This is a genomic window from Cellvibrio mixtus subsp. mixtus J3-8 (assembly GCF_000766945.1).
Taxonomy (GTDB): domain Bacteria; phylum Pseudomonadota; class Gammaproteobacteria; order Pseudomonadales; family Cellvibrionaceae; genus Cellvibrio; species Cellvibrio mixtus_A.
This window is the reverse complement of the sequence record NZ_ALBT01000033.1, coordinates 137,163-159,738: the sequence shown is the minus strand read 5'-3', so window position 1 is coordinate 159,738 and position 22,576 is coordinate 137,163. Positions and strand designations below refer to the sequence as shown.

Annotated in this window: 16 protein-coding genes; 6 read left to right on the top strand and 10 right to left on the bottom strand. The window is 48.6% G+C overall.

Annotation, left to right across the window (positions count from 1 at the left end; genetic code table 11):
• The first annotated feature begins 97 nt into the window (after nt 1-97).
• A complete protein-coding gene (locus A596_RS02160) occupies nt 98-643 on the top strand; it encodes a glycine zipper 2TM domain-containing protein (protein ID WP_039912378.1) in 546 nt (181 codons plus the stop codon).
• 90 nt (nt 644-733) lie between these two features.
• Here A596_RS02160 and xerC read toward each other — a convergent pair whose 3' ends face one another.
• The 6 genes from xerC to A596_RS02130 form a co-directional block, all read right to left on the bottom strand.
• On the bottom strand, nt 734-1,717 hold the full coding sequence (gene xerC, locus A596_RS02155; RefSeq protein WP_084127939.1) for a tyrosine recombinase XerC: 984 nt from the start codon (nt 1,715-1,717) through the stop codon (nt 734-736).
• Between the two features lie 45 nt (nt 1,718-1,762).
• Nucleotides 1,763-2,455 carry a DUF484 family protein gene (locus A596_RS02150; RefSeq protein WP_039912377.1) on the bottom strand — a complete coding sequence of 231 codons (693 nt, stop codon included), beginning with the start codon at nt 2,453-2,455 and terminating at the stop codon, nt 1,763-1,765.
• Nucleotides 2,456-2,511: 56 nt separating this feature from the next.
• Complete coding sequence (gene dapF, locus A596_RS02145) at nt 2,512-3,342, bottom strand: diaminopimelate epimerase (RefSeq protein ID WP_039912523.1); 831 nt, start codon at nt 3,340-3,342, stop codon at nt 2,512-2,514.
• A 159-nt stretch (nt 3,343-3,501) separates the two neighbouring features.
• Nucleotides 3,502-4,749, bottom strand: a complete 1,248-nt coding sequence (gene lysA, locus A596_RS02140; protein ID WP_039912376.1) for a diaminopimelate decarboxylase — start codon at nt 4,747-4,749, stop codon at nt 3,502-3,504.
• Between the two features lie 48 nt (nt 4,750-4,797).
• Complete coding sequence (gene lptM, locus A596_RS02135) at nt 4,798-4,998, bottom strand: LPS translocon maturation chaperone LptM (RefSeq protein ID WP_039912375.1); 201 nt, start codon at nt 4,996-4,998, stop codon at nt 4,798-4,800.
• A gap of 151 nt (nt 4,999-5,149) precedes the next feature.
• On the bottom strand, nt 5,150-6,358 hold the full coding sequence (locus tag A596_RS02130; protein WP_039912373.1) for an AAA-type ATPase lid domain-containing protein: 1,209 nt from the start codon (nt 6,356-6,358) through the stop codon (nt 5,150-5,152).
• Nucleotides 6,359-6,667: 309 nt separating this feature from the next.
• Between A596_RS02130 and A596_RS02125 the strand changes: the two genes are divergently transcribed.
• Both A596_RS02125 and A596_RS21830 read left to right on the top strand, forming a co-directional pair.
• The gene (locus A596_RS02125) at nt 6,668-7,639 is read left to right on the top strand and encodes an FHA domain-containing protein (protein WP_039912371.1); all 972 of its coding nucleotides are present in this window, start codon (nt 6,668-6,670) and stop codon (nt 7,637-7,639) included.
• A gap of 19 nt (nt 7,640-7,658) precedes the next feature.
• Complete coding sequence (locus A596_RS21830) at nt 7,659-10,328, top strand: serine/threonine-protein kinase (protein WP_052417153.1); 2,670 nt, start codon at nt 7,659-7,661, stop codon at nt 10,326-10,328.
• Here A596_RS21830 and A596_RS02115 read toward each other — a convergent pair.
• The 3 genes from A596_RS02115 to A596_RS02105 all read right to left on the bottom strand — a co-directional run bounded on the left by A596_RS02115 (nt 10,325) and on the right by A596_RS02105 (nt 14,559).
• On the bottom strand, nt 10,325-10,915 hold the full coding sequence (locus A596_RS02115; RefSeq protein ID WP_039912370.1) for a DP-EP family protein: 591 nt from the start codon (nt 10,913-10,915) through the stop codon (nt 10,325-10,327). The two genes, A596_RS21830 and A596_RS02115, sit on opposite strands and share 4 nt — an antisense overlap.
• Before the next feature lie 161 nt (nt 10,916-11,076).
• Entirely contained in the window at nt 11,077-13,320 is a 2,244-nt protein-coding gene (locus tag A596_RS02110) for a TonB-dependent receptor (RefSeq protein WP_235425597.1), read from the bottom strand.
• Between the two features lie 33 nt (nt 13,321-13,353).
• A complete protein-coding gene (locus A596_RS02105) occupies nt 13,354-14,559 on the bottom strand; it encodes a helix-turn-helix domain-containing protein (RefSeq protein WP_039912368.1) in 1,206 nt (401 codons plus the stop codon).
• Between the two features lie 381 nt (nt 14,560-14,940).
• Between A596_RS02105 and A596_RS02100 the strand changes: the two genes are divergently transcribed.
• Nucleotides 14,941-17,085 (top strand): carbohydrate-binding protein, encoded by a 2,145-nt coding sequence (locus tag A596_RS02100; RefSeq protein ID WP_052417152.1) that lies wholly within the window; start codon nt 14,941-14,943, stop codon nt 17,083-17,085.
• A gap of 449 nt (nt 17,086-17,534) precedes the next feature.
• Here the strand turns inward: A596_RS02100 and A596_RS02095 are convergent, their stop codons facing one another.
• Entirely contained in the window at nt 17,535-17,759 is a 225-nt protein-coding gene (locus A596_RS02095; protein ID WP_039912367.1) for an addiction module protein, read from the bottom strand.
• A gap of 505 nt (nt 17,760-18,264) precedes the next feature.
• On the opposite strand from A596_RS02095, the gene A596_RS02090 reads away from it, so the two are divergent.
• Nucleotides 18,265-20,901: a cellulase family glycosylhydrolase gene (locus tag A596_RS02090; protein ID WP_235425596.1), complete on the top strand. Its 2,637-nt coding sequence runs from the start codon at nt 18,265-18,267 to the stop codon at nt 20,899-20,901.
• A gap of 107 nt (nt 20,902-21,008) precedes the next feature.
• Entirely contained in the window at nt 21,009-22,439 is a 1,431-nt protein-coding gene (locus A596_RS02085; protein WP_039912366.1) for a glycoside hydrolase family 30 protein, read from the top strand.
• The last annotated feature ends 137 nt before the right edge of the window (nt 22,440-22,576 follow it).

Genomic DNA, 22,576 nt, shown 5'->3' with positions numbered 1-22,576 from the left:
CCTTTAACACCCGGTGGCGCCAGTTAAGTTATTGTTCAGAAAAAACCTGCTTAAACTGGTCTCACGTAAAGTAGAGCGTGAACCGCAGGAGAACATCATGAACAAATCCATGTTAATCGGTACGGTACTGGGTGTAGGTATTGCCACTGCGGGTGGTGCGATTGGTAGTTACCAATTATTGAAAGAACCCAATTACGCAGAAGTTGTGCGCACAACCCCCATCACCAAACAAACTAAAATTCCACATCAGGAATGCCGCGATGAAACCGTCGTCAAACAAAGACCGGTAAAAGATGAAAACCGTATTGCCGGTAAAGCAGTCGGCGCTGTATTGGGTGGGGTCCTTGGTCATCAGGTAGGCGGCGGCAACGGCAAAAAAGTCGCCACAGTCGCAGGCGCAGTTGCCGGTGGTTATGCCGGTGATAAAGTGCAAAAAAATATGCAGGAAGGTGACACTTACACCACCGTTGAAAAACGCTGCAAAACCGTTTATGAGACGCGCGAAGATATTACCGGCTACAACGTGGTCTATCGCTTGAAAGGTAAGGAATCCAATATCAGATTGGATCGTGACCCGGGCGATAGAATCCCGGTACACGATGGCGAACTGGTAATTTCATCAAATGATAATTCGATGCGGTAAAAATAATCGTTAGATAAACAACTGTTCTTAAAAAAATCCGAACAGAAAATAAAAATGGCGACTTGATAGTCGCCATTTTTATTGTTGCATTTAATCATTACTATCCGGTTTTCGGACCGCACGTGGATGCGCCTTGTCATACACTTTGGCGAGATGCTGGAAATCCAGATGCGTATATACCTGGGTCGTGGAAATATTCTCATGGCCAAGTAGCTCTTGCACCAAACGCAAATCGCCACTGGACTCCAGCATATGGCTCGCAAAGGAGTGACGCAGCATGTGCGGATGTACCGGAGTATCCATTCCCTGTTGCACACTTAATTGTTGCAAACGAATTTGCACCGCGCGATGCCCGATGCGGCTGCCACGCTGGGTGATAAACAATGCTTGCTCCGCATCAGTGGTAAAAAGTTTGCGGGCGGGCAACCAGTTTTTTAACGCAACCATTGCAGCAGATCCAATTGGCAACACGCGTGATTTCCCACCCTTACCCGCCACCACCCGCAGCATCGCTTCCCCCCAATCAATGTCATTCAGATTGAGCGCAACCACTTCTGCCAACCGCAAGCCTGATGAATAAATCAGTTCTACCAACGCACGGTCCCGCTGCTGGATAAAATCATCACCTTCAACCTCAACAAATTGAATCGCCTGATCCACATCCAGGGTTTTCGGTAATTTTTTAGGTGATTTGGGCGCGGTAATACCATCGGCAACATTACTACCCATCCATTGGCGCTTGATACAAAACTGAAAAAAACTGCGCAGCGATGATAACCAGCGCTGCAAACTTTTTCCGCCCAAACCAGTGCGATGCAATTGCGCCACGGCGATACGGATATGGTTGGGTGCCAGCTTATCCAATTCCGTAATGCGTTTTTCCAAACAATATTTTTGGAATTTTTCCAGATCGCGCGCGTAATTGGTTTGGGTATGCAATGAAAGCTGTTTTTCGCTGCGCATGTAGACAAAAAAATCGTCCAGCGCCGCCGCAAACGGTAATGATTGATTAGATTCCGCCGACATAGCAGACGGAATTCGAGGTGCGTTATCAGGGGTTTCAGGCTGTGTCATATATAAATTCCTGCCCGATTAGCGCACGGAGTGCGGGGAATAAATTCAGCGCGGTAAATACTTTGGCAGCAAGCGGTTTAACACTTCCGCGATATAGCTCAAAAATAATGTGCCCATGCTGGAACGATAATATTGCGGATCGCGATTGCCAATAGTGAGCAATCCGAATGCGCTGCCATGCATTAATGGCACGGTAGCCACAGAACCAATTTCGTCGGCATGGCCACCAAACAAAAATTGCATCTCTTTCGTACCTAAAGTGCCGCAGACAGCGCGACTATTTTTTAACAGCGGGCCAATATATTCGCGCGCCTCAGACAGCGAAACTACGCGCGCCTGGCTACTGGGAACCTTATCGGGATTGCCAAATAAAATGACGCTGGTGAAATGGATATTGAAATCTTTATCGAAGCTGTAATGCAACGCATCGAGAATATCGCCCATATCCTGACCTTCGAGCAGGCTCAGCACCAGACGCTTGCTTTTATCAAACAGTTTGTCGTTGTCGCGTGCGTTATCGAGCAATTTGCTCAGGCGATGACGCATATCAATATTGCGCTCACGCAAAATCGCTACCTGCCGCTCTACCAATGACACTGCGGAGCCCGACTCATGGGGTAGCGTCAATTCGGCGAGCAGGTCCGAATGCTGTTCAAAAAAATCCGGATGCTCACGCAAATAAGCTTCGATTTGTTCGGGTTCCAGCGGATCAGCAAGGGTAGCGATGTGTTCGTTCATAACGGTCTGCTTATTGAAGAGCGTTCAAGTTGGAAAGCAATTAAATTGGAGAGCAATCAAATTTTTATTTGTCCATGAAATACAGTCACAGCGGGGCCGGTCATTATCACGGGTTGGCCATCGCCCGCCCATTGGATATGCAAACTGCCGCCCGGTAAATTGACTTTCACTTTTTCATCCAGCAAGCCGCGCAAGCGCCCCGCAACTACCGCACCACAAGCACCAGTGCCACAGGCTAATGTCTCCCCGGCACCGCGCTCAAATACGCGCAAATTAATTTCACTGCGCGAGACAACTTGCATAAAACCGACATTTACGCGCGCCGGGAAGCGTGGATGCTTTTCAATGATAGGCCCGATTTCTGCCACCGGTGCAGTTTTTACGTTATCAACGATTAATACACCGTGGGGATTACCCATGGAGACCGCAGAAATATCGTGGCTTTTTCCGTTAACCTCAATCGGATAAGTGATTGCACGCGCATCAGCAACGAATGGAATTTGTGCAGGCTCAAGACGTGGAACGCCCATGTTCACACTGACTTGTTCGTCATCCTGCACGCGCAGTTCGATCAAACCACCGGCAGTTTCGACATTAATCACACTCTTGCCCGTGAGTTTACGTTCGCGCACAAACACAGCAAAACAACGCGCACCGTTACCGCAGTTTTCTACTTCGCTGCCATCGCAATTAAAAATGCGATAGCGGAAATCCACATCGGGCGTATCGGGTGTTTCCACCAATAAAATCTGGTCACAGCCGATACCAAAATTGCGGTCGGCGATGGAACGAATTTTTTCCGGTGTCAAACGCACACTTTGGCTAACGCCATCAATTACAACAAAGTCGTTGCCCAAACCGTGCATTTTGCTAAAACGTAAACGCATCATAATTTCCGTCGCCTGTAGCCCGTATCAGCGTTGAAAAATACGGGGCAGAACTTCTCACCATTTAATATTTCAGCAATCGTAGCCCGTATGGGATGCAATGAAATACGGGAATCACTACTCAATCAATAACAGCGGCACATGTTGTCCAGGCTGTTTTTATTCAGGCAGCAGCGCCTCACCACGAATCATATCCTCAAACGTTTCGCGCGCACGCACCAGGTGCATCTGGTCACCATCCACCACAACCTCAGCCGCACGGCCGCGCGTGTTGTAGTTGGAGCTCATACTGAAACCGTAGGCACCGGTGGACATCATTGCCAACAAATCACCCGGCTCGATAACCAATTCGCGCGCTTTACCGAGGAAATCACCAGTTTCACAAATTGGTCCGACAAGATCCCATTTTTGCGCGTCACCATCACGCGGTTTTACCGCGCGGATGTCTTGCCAGGCTTGATAGAGTGACGGGCGAATATTGTCATTCATCGCCGCATCAATCACGGCAAAATTTTTGTGCCCGGTAGGTTTCAAGAACATCACTTTAGTGAGCAGCACACCAGAGTTCGCAGAAATTGAACGGCCGGGTTCAAACATCAAGGCCAGTTTGCGGTCGCCCAATTTGGCTTTGATTGCCGCCATATAGTCTGCCACCGGCGGCGGCGTTTCATTGCGATAAGTCACGCCCAGACCGCCACCCAGGTCGAGGTGGGAAATATGGATACCTTTTCCGGCGAGTTCGTCAACCAGAATCAATAAACGATCCAGTGCGTCCAGGAACGGGGTGAGTTGAGTTAATTGTGAACCTATGTGGCAATCCAAACCTTTAATCGCGAGGCTTGGCAATTCTGCCGCGCGCGCATAAACCGCAGGTGCACGCTCAATGGCAATACCAAATTTATTTTCTTTCAAACCGGTAGAAATATAAGGATGGGTATTTGCATCCACATCCGGGTTTACACGCAGGGAAATATTTGCCACTTTGCCTTTGGCGGCGGCGACGTGTGCGAGCAATTCCAGCTCCGCTTCCGATTCCACGTTAAAACAGAAAATACCAACATCGAGTGCACGCGCAATTTCTTCGGCCGTTTTGCCTACACCGGAAAATACGATACGCGATGGATTACCACCGGCACGCAGGACGCGCTCCAATTCACCGCCGGAAACGATGTCGAAACCGGCACCAAGCTTGGCGAGCATATTCAGAATCGCCAGATTGGAATTGGCTTTGATCGCATAGCAAATCATGCCCGGATGCGAACCCAGCGCCTGGGCGTAGGATAAGTACTGCTGCGTGAACGCCGCGCGGCTGTATACATAGCAAGGAGTACCAAAGCGTTCGGCAACGGCACTCAGGGGAGTATCTTCAACGTAGAGTTCGCCATTGCGTAGGGTGAAATGCTGCATAAACAATCTCGATCAACAATCAGATGGAAAATTCGGGTGGATGAACAATCAGGGAGTATCTGCCGGTTTCGGGGCACTCTCCGGAGCAGGCGTATCGGCTGGTGCAGGAACTGTAGCTGGCGCTTCAGATTTGCCGCCTTGCTCAGGTTGCTCCGACGGTAAAAACAGGGGGCCTTTCTGGCCGCAAGCACTTAACGCAACACAAAAAATACCGAGGCTGAGCAATAACCACACTGCAGGGAGCTTCATAGGCAAAAATCCGCTTACACCCCTGATATTGCCGCTACGGCAAGACGGGGCCTGGTAAAAGACGGGGCAGTATAACCCCGCCCCCGCAGGGGAACAACAAAACGGCGTCGGGGGATAGACCAGAAAGGAGGGCGAACGGGAATGGGGATAATTAATGCTGTTCCAGCAACGGTGCCAGCTCATCGGCGCTGATCAAATCAGCATCGGCAATCAATACCAGCTTTTTTATCAGTTGCTTTAGTTGTTCAACATTACCTGGCCAGGGGGCACTCTCAAGCAGGCACCAGGCACTTTCGGTTAAATCAAAGCCATCGCCAAAACCAAATTCACGGATAAAAAACTGCGCGAGGTCACGGATATCCTCACGTCGCTCATTCAACCCGGGCAACCTCAATTCCTGCGTATGCTGTGCCAACCACTGTTGTTGCGCTGAACCCAACGTGCAATCAATGCGACTCAGGCTCACAATTAATTTCAAACTGTAACTACCATCAAATTCTGCCTGCGAAGCGCGCCGCCAAAATTCATACAAGTGCTGAAAATCGGTGGCCGTTAATGCATCCAGGTTGCGCAAAAACAAAGTGCCGCCATTGGCAAAACTATGCAGTGATTGCAGGATGCTCGCGGCATTACCCTGCTCCCATTCAGTGCAATCGGACTCAATAAACGGAGCCAGCTCCGGCCTGCCCAAACAATGCAAGCTACGTGCAGCGATGACTTTGCCGGCACCTTTGTCGGCGCGGACCAGCACTGGCAAATTCCCTTTGGCCAGTAGATCCATCCTTTGATCCAGCTGGCGCAATGCTTTGCTGTTGCCAATCCAGTAACTTTGATCGCCATAGACATGAATAGCGCGATAACGTGTTTGATAACGGCCAATGGTGCGCACAATTTCATCAGCGACCAACGCCAGATCTTTAAGCAATTGTTCGCGCTTGATCACTGAACCTGGTCGCGACTGCGCCACCAGATATCCCAAGCGCTGCACACTGCCCTGCGGCGGCTTAAAATCAATCGGCAAACTGTATGCAGCATCTGCCTTAAAGTTTGCAAACGGTGCGCCGATAGAATCCTGCGCTGAAATAATAAATTCTTCTGTTTGCCCTATCGCCGCCAGTTGCAAGTCCCGCTCATCATTCACCAACAGCAAATGGCGATAGCCTTGATGAGTCACGCACCTAAGTGTTACCGCCAAATGGGCAAGATTTAAACGTTCGCTCGCCGCGCGCAGAATAATTTTGGTGAGGGTAATAAAACTTTTATTCACCGGCACCCACTTCGCCGTGGATGATTGATTGAATTTATGGATGGCCCGCGCAACTGGTTTGTGGGTGCTGGATGCTTTAAACAGGCCAATCATAGGAACGATCTCATGGTACTATTCAGGAAGTAATATCAGTAAGTAATATTCAGTAAGTACTATCAGCTGGTCAGTAGGCATATTTCAGCAGGCTATTGTCGAGTCATCCCACACATCAAGATAATGGGAAATCAACGACATCTTGTGGCAATCTATAGCCCGACCCGATAATTGCCTATTACACAGAATTACAACTAACCTGAAGAAATAAACAGAAAGCAGGCCTCCAGCGTTTCACATTAAAGGATCATCATCGGAGCCAGGAATCACGCCCCATCACGCTGCGCCTTTAATCGCACGGAAACTTTTATGGCCTATTTGCTGGATATAGCTGCAGAGACCTATTTTCCGCTGGCCCCCCACCACACTTTTGGTCGGTTGGCGGCCAGTGTGAATACCCACATCGATAAACCCTATGTGTCCAAATTGCATGCAGCAATTGAATGGAACGGTCGCCAATGGCGAATTAAAAACCTCGGCCTGAACGGCACCTGGATTAATGGCATTAGCCTGGGCCAGGGCGATAGCCGCGATTTAATAAGCGGCGATGAAATTCACTTTGCAGAACAGAGCGATCCTGGTTTTAAAGTGATCGATATTGCCGCACCTGCGGATATGCTCTGGCCGCTGGATCAAAGCCCGCAAGTTAACGCCCCTATTTACCTGAGCCGTTATCATTTACTGCCCGATATAAATTCCCCCGAGCTGGCGCTGTATTTCAACGAAGATTCGCAACAGTGGTTTCGTGAACCCTTGCACCAACAGCAAGAAGAACCTATCGAATTAAATGATGGTGACCTGGTGCAATTCAGCAACACCCACTGGCAATTTATGCGTGCGCAAATTTATGGCCCCACCGAAGCCAAAGCGTCGCGCCATATCAATGATTACGAATTTATTTTCAATATGAGCCTGGATGAAGAAACCACCCAGCTCGAATTGCATCACCAGCAAACGCTGGATCTCGCGGTGCGCACCCATCACTATCTGTTATTGCAACTCGCCCGCCACCGCGCAGAGGATGCAACGCGCGGACTGGACAGCAAAAGCCAGGGTTGGGTCTATGCCGATCAACTCGCGGCCGAATTGGGCCTGGATTCCACGCATATGAACATCCAGATTTTCCGCGCGCGCAAACAACTCGCGGACACCTTGCCTGATGCACTGGGCCAGCAATGCTTGCTGGAACGGCGCGGCGGCAAAATTCGTTTTGGCTGCGAAAAATTTAAAATTTATAAAGGCGATAAGCTCACGCTCGCCTCATCGTGCAAATCCTGTTAACTGTGTTGCGCGTTAATAGATGAATAATTCTCAACCCACTTCCCCCAACAATAATGCCCCGGTTCAACTGGGGCATTATCAATTGCGCGACTGCATCGGTCGCGGCGGCATGGGGTTGGTGTATCGCGCGCGCGACACACGCCTGGAGCGCGACGTAGCCATTAAATGTTTGCGCACCGAATTATTTGAAGCGCATTACATAGAGCGCTTCAAGCGCGAAGCATTATTGCTCGCCAAATTAAATCACCCGAACATCGTCCAGATTTACGATTTTATTGAAGCGCCGGAACAAGTCGCACTGGTGATGGAGTTGGTCGACGGCCAAAACCTGCAAACCTATTTGCGCGAACATATTGTGTCCATTTCGCAGCGTTTGCAGTGGCTCGCACAAATCAGTGAAGGCCTTGCTGTTGCGCACGACGCTGGCATTATCCACCGCGATTTAAAAACCGAAAATATTCTGATTAATAAACGCGGCCAGGCAAAAATTACCGACCTCGGTATCGCCAAATCGCAAGACTTCAATGCAACACTGACCGATCACGTAGCGGGCAGTTATTGTTCTATGTCACCCGAACAAGCCATGGGTGAAGCGATTACGTTTAAAAGCGATTTATTTTCGTTGGGGATTCTTGCCTATCAATTATTGTGCGGCGCGCATCCATTTGGTGATACCAACAACAAACTGCAAACCATGCAGCGGATTATCACCCATCCGCCCACATCGCCCCAACAACACAATCCGGATTTGCCCACAGAGTTCATCGATCTGCTCGGCCAACTTTTATCCAAAGACCCGGACAAGCGCCCGGACAATACCCACTGGGTAGCCGCGCAATTTTCCAAACTCAAAGAACTGAGCTGGAAAGAAGATTTACCCAACGACGATACACAAGCGATCCCGTCGTCTACCAACACCAAAGCGTCACGCACACAAGATCATCCGACCTTCGATACGCGCTTTGTCGCCGTAGCCGCAGCGCCTGGAGTTTCGCTATGGCAAAAACTCAAAATCTATATTGCTGCCAATAAAATTGTTGTCAGCTCAGCAGTAGCAAGTGTTTTAATTCTTGCGGGTGTTGTTGCGTGGCAATTACAACCAAAACCACCGAAATATGTGGCGGTGATTCCACCGAAGTTAACGGCAGAGGGAATGCAGGAATCGCAACAGGAGTTGGTGAAGGAGGCGGTTTATGATGCAATTCAACAAAGCATCGTCCAGTTAGATAATTACTACCTGATTCCAAGCAGTGAAATCATCAGCGTCAATGCGGATGAAAAGACCTTGCTACAGGCTACCGCTGCAGACGAAGTCATCAGCAGCGACATCTTCTGTAAGGTTGAGTCTTGTTCAATCACCCTATCGAGATCAGATAAGGAAAACTCCCAAAGGTTGAAAATAAAGAACACTAAAAGACTAGATGTACTAACAGATAATTACTTATCACTATCAGGGACAGTGCAAACGCAAATTAATGATTTTTACGCGTCAAACAACTTAAACGATTTCAAATCCATCGATGAAAAAGATTATTTTCTCTTTCTCAACCTAAATGCGAAATACAGAAAAGAAGGCGCAACAACCAGCCTGATAAATTCTTTAGATGAACTACACAAAAAAACCAAACTATTGCCAGCAGTACAAACTTTATATAAAGAAGTCGCCTTGGACCTATATCAACAGACCAAAAATACCGAATACTTAACAAGACTGGAAAATATTTTAGACCTACGCCCAACAAAAAAACCGACTGTCTCTGATTTGTATAATAGAAGTAGATTGCAAATTGATAAAGGTGACTTTAATGAGGCAGAACACACCATTGAACAATTAAAACTCATCAATGCGAGCAGTGCCGTTTTATATGAGCTTTTAGGTCATACTATGATGGCTCGAAACGACTATTCATCTGCTGTTGACAATTACCAACGATCCGTCCAATCAAAAAAAACTGCTGATAACCTTTTTAATATTGCCAACGCTTACTGGTATCAAGGGGATACCAGTAAGGCAAAAAATTATATTAACCAGTCTCTTGAGTTGGCCCCGAGCTTTCACAAATCACTTTCGGCCCTGGGCTTGATTGAGCTAATTGATGGAAACATTGAGCAAGCAAGCACCGCCTTTAAAAATGCACTTATCCAAAAACCAGATGACATTACCAATTTAAGCAATCTGGGATTGTGTCATTTACTTAATAAAGAGTATCAGCAGGCAGAGTCCATCTTTGAAAAAGTGGCAAAACTAGCACCCAACGTTTCTACTGTGAAATTAAACCTGGCGGACACAAAAAACCTTGCAGGAAACATAACAGATGCCAATGCTTTATATCGGGAAATTGCAAATACACATAATGCCCCCGGAGATGAGGCGTTACGAAATAAGGCTCAAGCTTACGCACACCTGGGGGATATCAAAGACTCACTCGTCCATCTTCAGGAATTAGAAAAACGTGACCCGCAAAATCAGGAAACTATCTATACTGCAGCCTTGGTCCATACACTGGCAAACAATAATTCTTCTGCAATATTAAATATAGAAAATGCACTGAAAGGAGGCATGCATAGAATATGGTTTAGTTTTTCATGGTTCGATAAGCTATGCAGCGATAACAATTTCATAAGTCTAATGAGAGAACATGGAGAGCCAAACAGATGCGCCCTCCAACAAAAAACACACCAGAATTAGCCGGCAGGGCGAATAGGAATAATCCCCGGATCTTGCGACTCATAAATAGAAACAACACCAGTGTCATTATCAGTAAACGAAGCAACAAAACCAAAAGGAATGTATTCCGCTGAATCTTCCAGTACTTGCACGTAAGCAACCAATGTGAAGCCATTGTCAATAATTTCTACAATCACATCGTTATTTGGGTCTTCATCGCCATGATCGGTCGCAACACCGCCCAATGCAAAGCGCCAGGTTCCATTAGCGGTAGGATTTTGCACCATAGTGATGACCAAAACAGCACGCTCAAGCTCCCTTTCTAACGGCGATGGATTATCTGCAAATCCAACGGTCAATGTTTCAATGTCCTGAGTTGAACCATCTTCAGTAAATATCCAATCACCACGACCAGTATCAGTTGGAAATGCCGGCGTTAAATTAAAATACTGGATAACCTGACCCCCCCTGGGCACCAGGATTGTGACATTTTCAGCCGTTAATTTTTTCTTACCTTTTTTCGCCGGCGCCTTTACAGCCGTTACTTTTTTTGCCGGCTTTTTTTCTGCGGTTTTCTTGCCACTGGTTTTCTTTTTTTCTGCTGCCATAACTAAATTCCTGTCATTAATAGGTGTGTGGAATCCCTAAATAGCCAAGCATTAAAGAACATTCTTTAATGCAGATCGCTCTCCTCCCAGACAGCGACCAACAAATTGATACCGGACAAGCATAGTTCAAGAATTGTTGTCACACTGATAAGAATTAACTATTAATATTTATAAGTTACCGATAAGCCAATAGTGCGCGGATGGGTAATGTATTCAAATTTCCCTTGATCGCCATAGGTTTCATCACTGCGCTTGCCAGTAATGCCCCGGGTATTTTCAATATTATTGATAAAAGCCCCCAAGCGCCAATTACTGCGTGTTACACCAATGCGGGCATTGACAGTGTTATAGCTTTTTAATTTTTGGTAATTGTAGAAATCCGGATTAAGCGCTGTATAAATTTCACCAATATGATTAATACCAACACGAGCATCCACATCAACACCCATGAAAGGTTCGGCATAATCCAGAGAAAGGCTCCATTGTCTGTCCGGTGAACCTGGCAGGGGATTGCCATCGTAGGCGCTAATCGACTCAACAGTTTCGGTGAGTTCTGCATCGGTATAGGAATAAATACCCTGCACACTAAATGCATTATTGATTTGCGCAATGAAGTCCAGCTCCACACCTTGCGAACGGGCATCTTCCGCGTTAATCCAAATTGGATAACGCCCTTCAACGGTATCCGCAACCTGGATTTTCCGCCAATCATTTACAAATAAGGCTGCATTTAATTTCAATCGTTGTTCAAACCAATTGGCGCGCACGCCAATTTCATAATTGACCGCCGTATCAGGGTCATATTCACGGCTGAAATCAATGCGCTCAGGCAATGCATTTGCGCCACCGCGACGATAACCTTCCGCAACGGTGAAATAAGCACTGTGTGTATCAGTAAATTTATAACGCGTGCTGAATTTACCAAGAACACCTGTACTGACATCATCACCTGGCCGGCAGCTTGGTGGACGCTCAGTCGGATAGCCAATAGTGCATACATTCAGTGTGTCGTCATAACGGAAATGACGCCCCCCAAGGCTTACTTCCCATTTCGGGGTGAAATCATAAGCAACTTCGCCGTACAGGGAATATTCATCCAGAGTTTCTGTTTGCGTGGAAAGATACTCAAGGCCGCCGGGTAATACTGCCCCTAAAAACTCGCCGAAGCCCGGCGTATAATCGCCCATATAAACATCAAGATCATCGCGGCTATAAAACCCGCCCACCAGCCAACGAATGGCTTGACCATCAGCAGAAGCCAAACGCAATTCGATACTATCTTTTACTACATCGACATCGCTGGCGTTATACGCAGAAAGGTCTTCATAGAGATTGTAGTATTCATTGGTCGGATCCAGCGCGATGTATAAATCCGTCTGATCCGCTCGCGAGTGATACGCGTAATCGTAATGGTTCACACTGGCGGTGAGCGTTGCAAATTCCAGTTCATATTCAGCATCAATACCCGCCAATTGCAATTCACCTTCCATCGGTTGTAAATAGCGACTTGATGCTGAATATTTATCACCAGTGAAACTCTCGTTAGTAGCCTGACGATCACCAACGTTTATTTCCTGATAGTGATACATAGTATTGAGCGAGAGATTTTCGGTGGGTTGCCATAACAGATTTATGCGCGCCTGCCTGGTTTCATCATCGTTGATATCTTTCGCAGGACCGGTGAGCAAATACTCATTGTCGATAAAGCCGGCGTTTTCGGTTTTGCCAAGCAGCAAACGCATACCAAGTATGTCATCGACCAAGGGCGCATTGACTACCAGGTCGGTATCGTAATTCAAATCATCACTGTGTTTGGTTTGTGATGCTTCAGCATTGACGCGCACTGAATATTTTTCCAAATCCGGTTTCGCGGTGACATAGCGAATCAAGCCACCGATAGATGCATTGCCATAAAGGGTTCCCTGTGGGCCACGCAATACTTCTACTTGCTGCAAATCTTTCACACTAAACGACGGCGGAACAAAAAAACCTTGTAGCGGAATATTATCTACATAACTGGCGACCGCAGAACCATCGCCCCCCAAATCATTGGAGCCAATTTCATCAATACGCAAACCGCGAATCACCAAACCGGCAGGGTTACGCGGGCCTGCATCCACAATATTAAAACCGGGAACCTGGCTGGCGATATCGCCAATATTTTTTACATTTTGGAAATTGGTGATTACGCTGACCGCGCCGGAAAAATCCAGCAGGCTTTGGTTGCGCTTGGACGCAGTGACAATAATTTCTTCGATTTTATTATCCGTGTCTGCTGCGAACGCCGGCACAGCCAATAAAGGTAAAAATGCACAGGCAATTGCCAATGGCCGCTTGAGTGAACGACGCAATGGCCTGTGGCGCGTTCGGCCTGTTTGCATGGTTATAATTGGTGGCTTGCTCATGAGTGTGTGTGCTCCAGTAGGCTAAATAAAATCTTATTGTGCGCTCGCCACTGATTCGGGCGATTGGCGGTATTCCGATGGGGTTTTACCAACCAGCTTTTTGAAAAAGGTGTTGAACACCGATTTGCTGTTGAACCCTACTTCCAGATAAATATCAGTAATAGTTTTTTCTTTATTGGCTGGGTCGGCCAAACACTTTTTGGCTTCTTCAATACGGTAGCCGTTTACAAATTCATAAAAATTCAAATTGAAATGGCGGTTGATAATCATCGATAAATCTTTCGCGGCAATGCCCAGGGTTTCTGCGAGCATGTCCAGGGTCAACTCCGGATTAAGGTAGGTTTTTTGGGCGCGCATGATGCTGTCGATTTTTTCGGCGTATTCGGGGTTGAGCAATTTTTCCTGGGTAGATTTTTTAGGTGGTTCTTTGGTTTCTTTTTGTTTGACCGATTCAAAATTACTAAAGTAACGCATGCTGGTGAACACCAGCGTACATACCAGGAAGAAAAGTGCGTAGTAACCACTCAAACCAATATATTCGATAACATTGCCTTTCGGGTCCGGATGCTGGAAGTCATAGCCGGCGATCACACCAATCACTTTGGAACTGGCGAGGAATGCCTCCATAATCGTGACGACTAAAAACCCGACCACCAGTATTTTTAACCAAAGGATGTCTACCTTTTCAATATTGGAATGGGTGTTCTTGAGGATGTCTTTGTATTTAAAGATGAGCAATAAACCCGCTGCGCAATAGACAACGCGCAGGCTTTTGCAGAAAAAATCCATACCTATATAGCCGGGGCTATATACGAAGGCTTCGGTGTTGATCCATTCCAGTCGCAATGCAAAGGGGAAACGGTAAAACGCCGCCAGCATAAAGATTGCAAAAAAACCGAACGGAATGAGATGCCATGCATCAACGGGGCGCAAATGGAAATCGCGAAACACCAACGACTTCACATAAAAATACAGCAACATTGCATCCAGGTAATAAGCAAAACCACCCACGAAATAGATCTCAGGCAAGTTCTGGCGAACCTGGATTTTGAATTCGGCCCCCCAGAGGATCAGTTCATGTAATGGGATAAATGCATGGGCAACCAGAAAAGCAGCGAGAAAATAGTTGCTGGTGTTTTTAGGCGGATTGGTCACGATCAATAATAGTGCAAATAAACAGCACAACGTGGCTGTCATTAGCAAGATTACGTCGTGGAAATTGAATACGACAAAGTTCATGGAGGCTCCCCGTGTTTCTTATTTTGCGCGTTGTTGTGTGGCCCATTGGAGGACCATTATGTGAGTTGATCGCGCTTTGGTGTTTTCACGGGGGATACTATAGAAGATAAATGACAGGGGCTAGGGAAAAAGGCGTTCGAGCATTTTTCCGGTTCTCGAACCCGTTCGCGTTGCTATTTTTTTAGTATCACTTTTACTCTCGAACGACACCCGGTAACACAAGGCCTAGATTGATACCAACGAAAACCAGACACAACAATAACGGAATGATGTAATCCACGGAGCGAGGTACTTCTTTAGCGCAATCACCCTATCGAAGAGCAATCGGCAGCAGGCTTTCGTACTCATGCGATAACAATAACTTTTTTATGGGTATCAATTATGAACACTTCCCTTAACGGCCGTTTGCCTGGCAAATGGTCAGCCCTCGCACTTGGGCTTAGCGGTGCACTCTTTGGTCAAATTGTATTAGCACAAGCCACATTACCGGTAACCATACAGGCAGAAGCCTACAGTCACATGAATGGCGTGCAGGTAGAAACCACCAGCGACACCGGTGGCGGCCAGAATGTAGGCTGGATCGATGCCAATGACTGGCTCGCGTACAGCAATAGCCCGGTTAGCATTCCCACTACCGGCGCTTACGATGTGGAATATCGTGTAGCCAGCCAAAATGGTGGCGGTACGATTCGATTGGAAGAAGCTGGCGGAGCGGCCAGTTACGGCACCATCGCGGTGCCGAATACCGGCGGCTGGCAAATCTGGACCACTATCAAACAACGCGTCAATTTAACCGCCGGCACCCATAACTTTGGTATCGCCATTCCCGCCGGTGGCTTTAACCTCAACTGGTTCCGTATCACGGCGGTGTCATCCTCCAGCTCAAGTTCATCCAGCTCGGTTAGCTGGGCGCGCTTGCCGGCGATCAAACAAAGCGGTCACCTGTGGGTTAATGCATCCACCAACCAGCGCGTGGATTTACGTGGTACCAACCTCGGCAACTGGTTGATCCAGGAATTCTGGATGATGGGCGGGATTATTTCCCACAACGGCGGCACGGTGAATGACCAATGTACGCTGGAATCGGTTCTGTCGCAGCGCTTTGGCAATACCGAAAAAGAACGCTTGATGAAGGTGTTCCGCAGCAATTACATCACCACCCGCGACTTCGACATGATGAAAGCGATGGGTATGAACGTGGTCCGCATTCCATTCCTTTACAGCCTGGTCGAAGACGAATACAACCCCTACAACCTGCGCGCCGATGCCTGGCAATACCTGGATTGGGCAATCGATGAAGCGGAAAAACGCGGTATGTATACCATCCTCGATTTGCATGGTGCGGTGGGTGGACAGGCGGCGGCATCCGAGCAACACGACGGCTGCATCGGCGCCGCACAACTCTGGACCAATGCCAATTATTGGGATCGCACCAAGTGGCTGTGGGATATGATCGCCCAGCGTTACAACGGGCGCGCGGCTGTCGCTGCTTACGATCTGCTGAACGAGCCCTGGGGCACTGACGCAACCACCCTCGCCAACCGCTCCTACGAGTTGTTCAACGTGGTGCGCGCGAAAGATGCCAATCACATCATTCTGCTACCTGGCCACAATTCCGGTATCGATGCCTACGGCAATCCGAATAGTCGCGGCCTGACTAACGTGTCCACATGGATGCATTTCTACCCCGGCTTGTGGGGCTGGAATGACACGGCTACTTACGGTGCCGGCCAAGCCAACATGCACGCCAACTGGCTGCACTGCAACCAGAACGGGACCGGCGAGAGTTGCGACTGGCGCAATAAAATCACTGGTATACAAACACCATTCCTGGTCGGCGAATTCCAGCCCTGGACACTACTCGGCAGTTACGGCGGCCAGATGACCCGCAAAACCTACGACATCTACAACAGCTACGGTTGGGCCGCGACCAATTGGGCGTGGAAAACCACCTCATCCGGTGGCTCCAATGGCGATACCAGCAGTTGGGCCTGGGGCATGATTACCAACTCCAGCAACGGCGGCGGCATGGGTGGCTTGAACATCAGCAGCGCCAGCGCGACCCAAATCGAAAACTGGTTCAAGCAATTCAGCACGCAACCGTTGGTGCGCAACGAAAGCATCGCTTACTGGATGAACTGGAAAGCGCAAGTTGGCCAGCGTATCGAAGCGGAAATGTTCAAGGATCACAGCGGCATCCGCATGGAAACCACCACGGATGCAGGCGGCGGGTTCAATGCAGGCAGCACCGACGATAATGATTGGGCGAGCTATCCAATCAATATTCCCACAGCCGGCAATTACACGCTGGAAGTGCGCGTAGCATCACCTTACAGCGGTGGCACCCTGGTGCTGAGCAGAAATGGAACGGACCTGGGTATAGTCACAGTGCCCAACACCGGCGGCTGGCAAAACTGGCAAACCGTGTCGATCACGGTGAACTTGCAAGCAGGTCAGCAAGACCTGGCGATCTTCGTAAGAAAAGGTGGCTGGAATATCAACTGGTGGCAACTCACCAAGCAATAGGCCAGCCCGGTTAGTGTCTACGAAGCCTTGGTCGGCGCAGCCATGCGCCGGCCTTTTTTAAAGCTCGTGTTTTTCTCCATAGCCTTTCATTACCGACGATTGACCCCAATCGTTTTGGTAATGAGTTCGCTTGCCGGTGCGTTTGCACCGGCTTTTTTATGTGTGCAGAAAATTAGCGACGGGATTTCCAGTAATTCGGTTCACGATGCAAGTTCATTACCGCAATTACGAGCAAGGATTTGCCATCAACGATGTAAATGGAAATCGGTTGAACAGCACTCGCCGGAATAGTGATTCCAATAGCGGCCAAGCCTCCGGGTACCGACTGGCACGATCTAAAGCCAGATTAGTTTCTATCGCAAAATCCAACCCCAAACCGGGATGACAAGCCTCGTAGTATTCAACAGCAGCAATTAACTCCGCTTCAGCATGCGGATGGAAAGCAACATTCATTTATCAAAACGATTCCATATTTTGGCAAACACGGCTTCTGCCGGAACGGGAATAACCTTGCCAGCGTTGATTTCATCTAATCGCTGCCGCGCAACATCCAGCCACTGACGGTCAATAGCCCCGGACGATGGATTCAAGCTATTCAATAATGAATTGACCACAAGCGCACGATCTTCAACGGGTAGCTCAATTGCTTCCGCTATCAATTGTTGGGTGTTCATACCGACTCCAAAAAAATATTGCCGGGACACTATAGGTAGCTCGCCCCAAGAGCACAAGTTTTAAGCACTGCCAGCCTGATTTCAATAGCGCAGAGACAATAAACCCAAGGTTCTGTTACCCCACACCAAACAAACCCACCCCAGTTTTGATCGGCAAGTTCGGTTGCCAGTGCTCGGACGCTTCAATTCATGATGTCAGCTGTAATACGCCCAGGATCGTTTGACATCCTCCCCGGGTTTCGGAAAGGTCAGTCATAGCGGCTGCATCCACAGCCCTCTTTTCCGGAAGCCAGTTCCTTGCCCCGTGTTGCCACGGGGCTTTTTTACTCATTTTTATCAAGGCGTTACGAAGCAGGTTCGGGGAAAAAGCTTCCCAGTTTAACTACATCAGAACCTGAGTCGGTTCGAGTAAATTTAGTCGGGCGCACAAGTGTGGCTTTTGGATAACCATGTGGCGGCAATAACAATAACCCTCGAGTTTTCAATAAAGATAAGAGAAACCGCTATGACTAAATCCAACAGCAAACATCCCCCTGTTAACAGCTCTTTTACCTTAAGCCTGCTCAGCGTTGCCCTGCTCGGCCTGGTCGCCTGCGGTGGTGGCAGTGACCACGGGGTTCGCGCTTCCAATAATGTGCACAGCTCAATCACATCAGTTTCATCATCGTCATCGTCGTCAGTTGCCCCCGTTGCAGTCTGTAACCCGGTAGCGAACGGCACTGAAGGCCTGACCATGCTGAAAACCGATGGTACCAAGTGGGTCAAGAGCAACGGCGACCAGGTTTGCCTCAAAGGTACCAACCTGGGTAACTGGTTAGTGCAAGAGTTCTGGATGATGGGTCAAGGTGGCAATGGCGTACACGACCAATGCACCCTCGAAGCCAAACTCACCGAGCGTTTTGGCTACTCTGAAAAAGAACGCTTGATCAAATTATTCCGCGACAACTGGATCAAAGAGCGCGATTTTGACCAGCTAAAGGCGTTTGGATTTAATGTTATACGCCTGCCAATCCTGTGGAGCGTGATCGAGGACGAAAAAAATCCTCGTACCCTGCGTGCCGATGCATGGCATTACATCGATTGGACGATTGCCGAAGCGAAAAAACGCGGCATGTATGTGATCCTCGATTTACACGGCGCCCTCGGTAGCCAAACGCCTAACGACCACACCGGTTGCTCCGGCCAAAACCAATACTGGACCAACTCCGAATACCAGGACCGCACCAAGTGGCTGTGGGAACAAATTGCCACTAAATACAAAGACGAACCTGCGGTCGCCGCTTATGACCCGCTCAATGAGCCATGGGGTTCAACTGCGGAAGATATGGCGGTGCGCGTCAATGAACTCTACGACACCATCCGCAAGATCGATGACAAACATATCATCATTCTGCATAGCCACTACGGCAGTATCGATGTGTACGGCGATCCGGCAACAACTGGCAAAACCAATGTCGCGTTCCAACTCCATCCCTACCCCGGCCTGTTTGGTGATCGCCCGGGCGACAGCCATTTCGACGTCCATCGCGATTGGCTCAAGTGTGGCAACGACGGTAAAGGCGGTGTATGCGACTGGAATAAGCGGTTAACCGCGCTTAAAACCCCGATGCTGATGGGCGAATTCCAACCATGGCAAGGTGCAGGCGCAGGTGTGGATGACCTCGGCGGTAAAATCGGCGCAGCCACTTACGATATCTTCGCCTCCTACGGTTGGGCATCGACCAGCTGGTCTTACAAACTCGTCACCGTTGCGGGTGGACAAGGTAAAGGTACCTGGGGCATGGTGACCAATGAAATCAACACCGACCTCGACACCGGTGTCGGCCTGATCACCAAAGCCAGCACCTGGGATTGCAACAACTGGGATTCTACCTTCGCTAATGCGTGCGCGAAAAAAGCTACCACCATCAAGGCGGGCGGTACTGGTGACAAGACTTACTACCTCGTCATCAAAACCGGCGCTAACGGCGGTGCGAATCCGGATGTAACCTTCGATAGCATCAGCTTGAAAAACGCTACGACTAACGAAGAACTGCTAGCGAACAGCAACTTCGGCGCAAGCGGCGGCTGGTCAGAGTTGGCCATCAGTGGTTCACTTGCCTTCAACTACAACAGCAACGATGCCACCAAAGCACCCACTGGCAGCAGCGGGCCGGTATTGCACATCACCCGCCCTGCGGGTGTAAATGGTGAAATCAACGGTGCACTTTACCAACAAGTCACCCTGAAAGGCGGCCAAACCTATAATTTCAGTGGGGTATTCAAAGGCAATAGCAGCGTGAATACCTGGGCAGAAATCTACCTGATTGAAGACGCACCGGTGGCGGGTAAAGATGTAGTTGATAATGCAGGTAAAGTGGATTTCACCACTGCACCTGTTGCTGCTATCGAGGCCCTGTTCAAGAGTTATGGCCAGGTTGGTTACGACGTAAACGCCGGTCTGGCCAAATGGCTGGTAACTGACGAACACAATAACGTGTTCGATTATCCGGTTCGCCCCGCTAACGTGAAACTGGCCCAAACCGGTAACAGCATTGCACTTACCTGGGATGCAATCGCGGGCAATGGCATTACCTATAACGTCTACCGCTCCAACCTGGCCGGCAGCAAAGGCACCCTGGTGGCAGAAGGCCTGACCGCACCGGGCTTTAGCGATTCCGGCCTGAATCCGGAAGAGACCTACTATTATGCGGTCGCCGCTAAAAACAGCATCGCCGAGGGTTACACCAGCGAGCAAGCCAACACCCCGCTGTTGTATCTACCTGTACCTGCAAAAATCGAGGCGGAGAAATTTACTGCCATGAGCGGCGTGCAGACTGAAAACACCGGCGACACCGGCGGAGGCCTCAATGTCGGCCATTTCGAATCAGGCGATTACATTGAATTCAAAATCAAAGCGGAAACTGGCGGTAGTTACACCATTGATTATCGCTTGGCGAGCCAAACCGGCAGCACCGGTTTTGAAGCGTTAATTGATGGCGTGGTGGTTGATACCCAAACCCTGGCGGCGACCGGAGGTTGGCAAACCTACATCACCCAAACCAGTGCCAGCTTTGCCTTAACGGAAGGCAACCACACCTTGCGTTTACGCTCCGTTGGCAAGGAATGGAATCTCAACTGGATTGAAATTAAAAAGCAATAAATAACCAATTAATATCAAACGTGCCTGGTGTAAAGCAACGCGCCTTTACATCCGGCCCGGTTGAACTACAAGTAAAATAGTTTTTTCACAACAAGAGAAACTCCAACATGCAAAAACAGTTGAAAAAATGGATGCTCGCTGTCGCGGTCACCGGTGCCAGCCTCAGCGCATTCGCCGCCGACAAACAAGTCAGCGTTTATACCACCGCCAAGGATTCCAACCAGCGTATCAGCCTGAGCGATACACTTAGCCTCAAACCTGCGCAGCAATATCCCGAGACTGACATCGCCGTCATCGTAAACCCGGAAATCCGCTATCAAAAAATCCTCGGTATTGGCGGCGCAGTCACTGACGCAAGTGCTGAAGTCTTTGCCAAATTAAATCGCAAAAAACAGGATGAATTCCTGAAAGCCTATTACGACAATCAACACGGTATTGGCTACACTTTGCTGCGCACCACGATTCACAGTTCGGATTTCAGTAGCGGCAGTTACACCTACATCAAAGAAGGTGATAAAGAATTAAAAACGTTCAGCATTGACCACGATCGCAAATACCGTTTGCCACTGGTTAAAAAAGTGCTCAAAGCCGCCGGCGGAAAAATTACGACGTATGTAAGCCCATGGTCAGCACCGGCGTTTATGAAAGACACCAACAATATGTTGCGCGGTGGAAAATTATTGCCGGAATACAACGCAGCCTGGGCGCTCTACTACACCAAATTTATTAAAGCCTACGAAAAAGAAGGTGTGCCTATCTGGGGCTTGACCGTACAAAACGAACCCATGGCAAAACAGACCTGGGAATCCATGATTTTTACCGCGGAAGATGAACGCGACTTTTTGAAAAATCACCTCGGGCCAACATTGCAAAAAGAAGGCCTGGGCGATAAAAAAATTATCGTGTGGGATCACAACCGCGATTTAATTACCCATCGCGCCCACACGATTATGAGCGATCCGGATGCCGCAAAATATGTGTGGGGCATCGGCTTCCACTGGTACGAAACCTGGACCGGCGGCCAACCGATGTATAAGAACGTAGCGGAAGTTAACAAGGCATATCCAAACGTAAATTTAATGCTCACCGAAGCCACTGTCGAAAAATTTAATCCGGAGCGTTACCAATACTGGCCCAACGGCGAGCGCTACGGCGATTCATTAATTAATGATTTCAACTCCGGCGCCGTCGCCTGGACCGATTGGAATATCCTGCTCGATGACAAAGGCGGCCCTAACCATGTTGGCAATTTCTGCTTCTCGCCCATCCATGCCAGTAACAAAGGTGAATTAATTTACACCCCGAGTTACTACTACCTTGGCCACTTTTCCAAATTTATTAAACCGGAAGCGCAACGCGTAAGCGCCGTAACCAGCCGCAGCGTATTGCAAACGACTTCGTTCATGAATGCGGATAATAAATTGGCAACCGTTGTCATGAATAATAGTGATGCCGCTGTTGCTTATCGTTACTACATTGGCGACCAGGAAACCAATGTGACCATTCCGGCGCGCGCGATCCAAACGTTGGTGTACTAATCGGTTTTTGTTTTACTGTTTAAAAAAACCCGCTTCGGCGGGTTTTTATTTTTAGATGAGGGATTTAAATTCTCCTGCGATACGTTAATACCAACATGATGCGAGCTGTAAAATAGCCCTTGCATCGTGACGGTAAT

Coding starts and splice junctions, on each gene's coding strand:
- A596_RS02160 (WP_039912378.1), top strand. CDS start 98: ATGAACAAATCCATGTTAATCGGTACGGTACTGGGTGTAGGTATTGCC.
- xerC (WP_084127939.1), bottom strand. CDS start 1,717: ATGACACAGCCTGAAACCCCTGATAACGCACCTCGAATTCCGTCTGCT.
- A596_RS02150 (WP_039912377.1), bottom strand. CDS start 2,455: ATGAACGAACACATCGCTACCCTTGCTGATCCGCTGGAACCCGAACAA.
- dapF (WP_039912523.1), bottom strand. CDS start 3,342: ATGCGTTTACGTTTTAGCAAAATGCACGGTTTGGGCAACGACTTTGTT.
- lysA (WP_039912376.1), bottom strand. CDS start 4,749: ATGCAGCATTTCACCCTACGCAATGGCGAACTCTACGTTGAAGATACT.
- lptM (WP_039912375.1), bottom strand. CDS start 4,998: ATGAAGCTCCCTGCAGTGTGGTTATTGCTCAGCCTCGGTATTTTTTGT.
- A596_RS02130 (WP_039912373.1), bottom strand. CDS start 6,358: ATGATTGGCCTGTTTAAAGCATCCAGCACCCACAAACCAGTTGCGCGG.
- A596_RS02125 (WP_039912371.1), top strand. CDS start 6,668: ATGGCCTATTTGCTGGATATAGCTGCAGAGACCTATTTTCCGCTGGCC.
- A596_RS21830 (WP_052417153.1), top strand. CDS start 7,659: ATGAATAATTCTCAACCCACTTCCCCCAACAATAATGCCCCGGTTCAA.
- A596_RS02115 (WP_039912370.1), bottom strand. CDS start 10,915: ATGGCAGCAGAAAAAAAGAAAACCAGTGGCAAGAAAACCGCAGAAAAA.
- A596_RS02110 (WP_235425597.1), bottom strand. CDS start 13,320: ATGAGCAAGCCACCAATTATAACCATGCAAACAGGCCGAACGCGCCAC.
- A596_RS02105 (WP_039912368.1), bottom strand. CDS start 14,559: ATGAACTTTGTCGTATTCAATTTCCACGACGTAATCTTGCTAATGACA.
- A596_RS02100 (WP_052417152.1), top strand. CDS start 14,941: ATGAACACTTCCCTTAACGGCCGTTTGCCTGGCAAATGGTCAGCCCTC.
- A596_RS02095 (WP_039912367.1), bottom strand. CDS start 17,759: ATGAACACCCAACAATTGATAGCGGAAGCAATTGAGCTACCCGTTGAA.
- A596_RS02090 (WP_235425596.1), top strand. CDS start 18,265: ATGACTAAATCCAACAGCAAACATCCCCCTGTTAACAGCTCTTTTACC.
- A596_RS02085 (WP_039912366.1), top strand. CDS start 21,009: ATGCAAAAACAGTTGAAAAAATGGATGCTCGCTGTCGCGGTCACCGGT.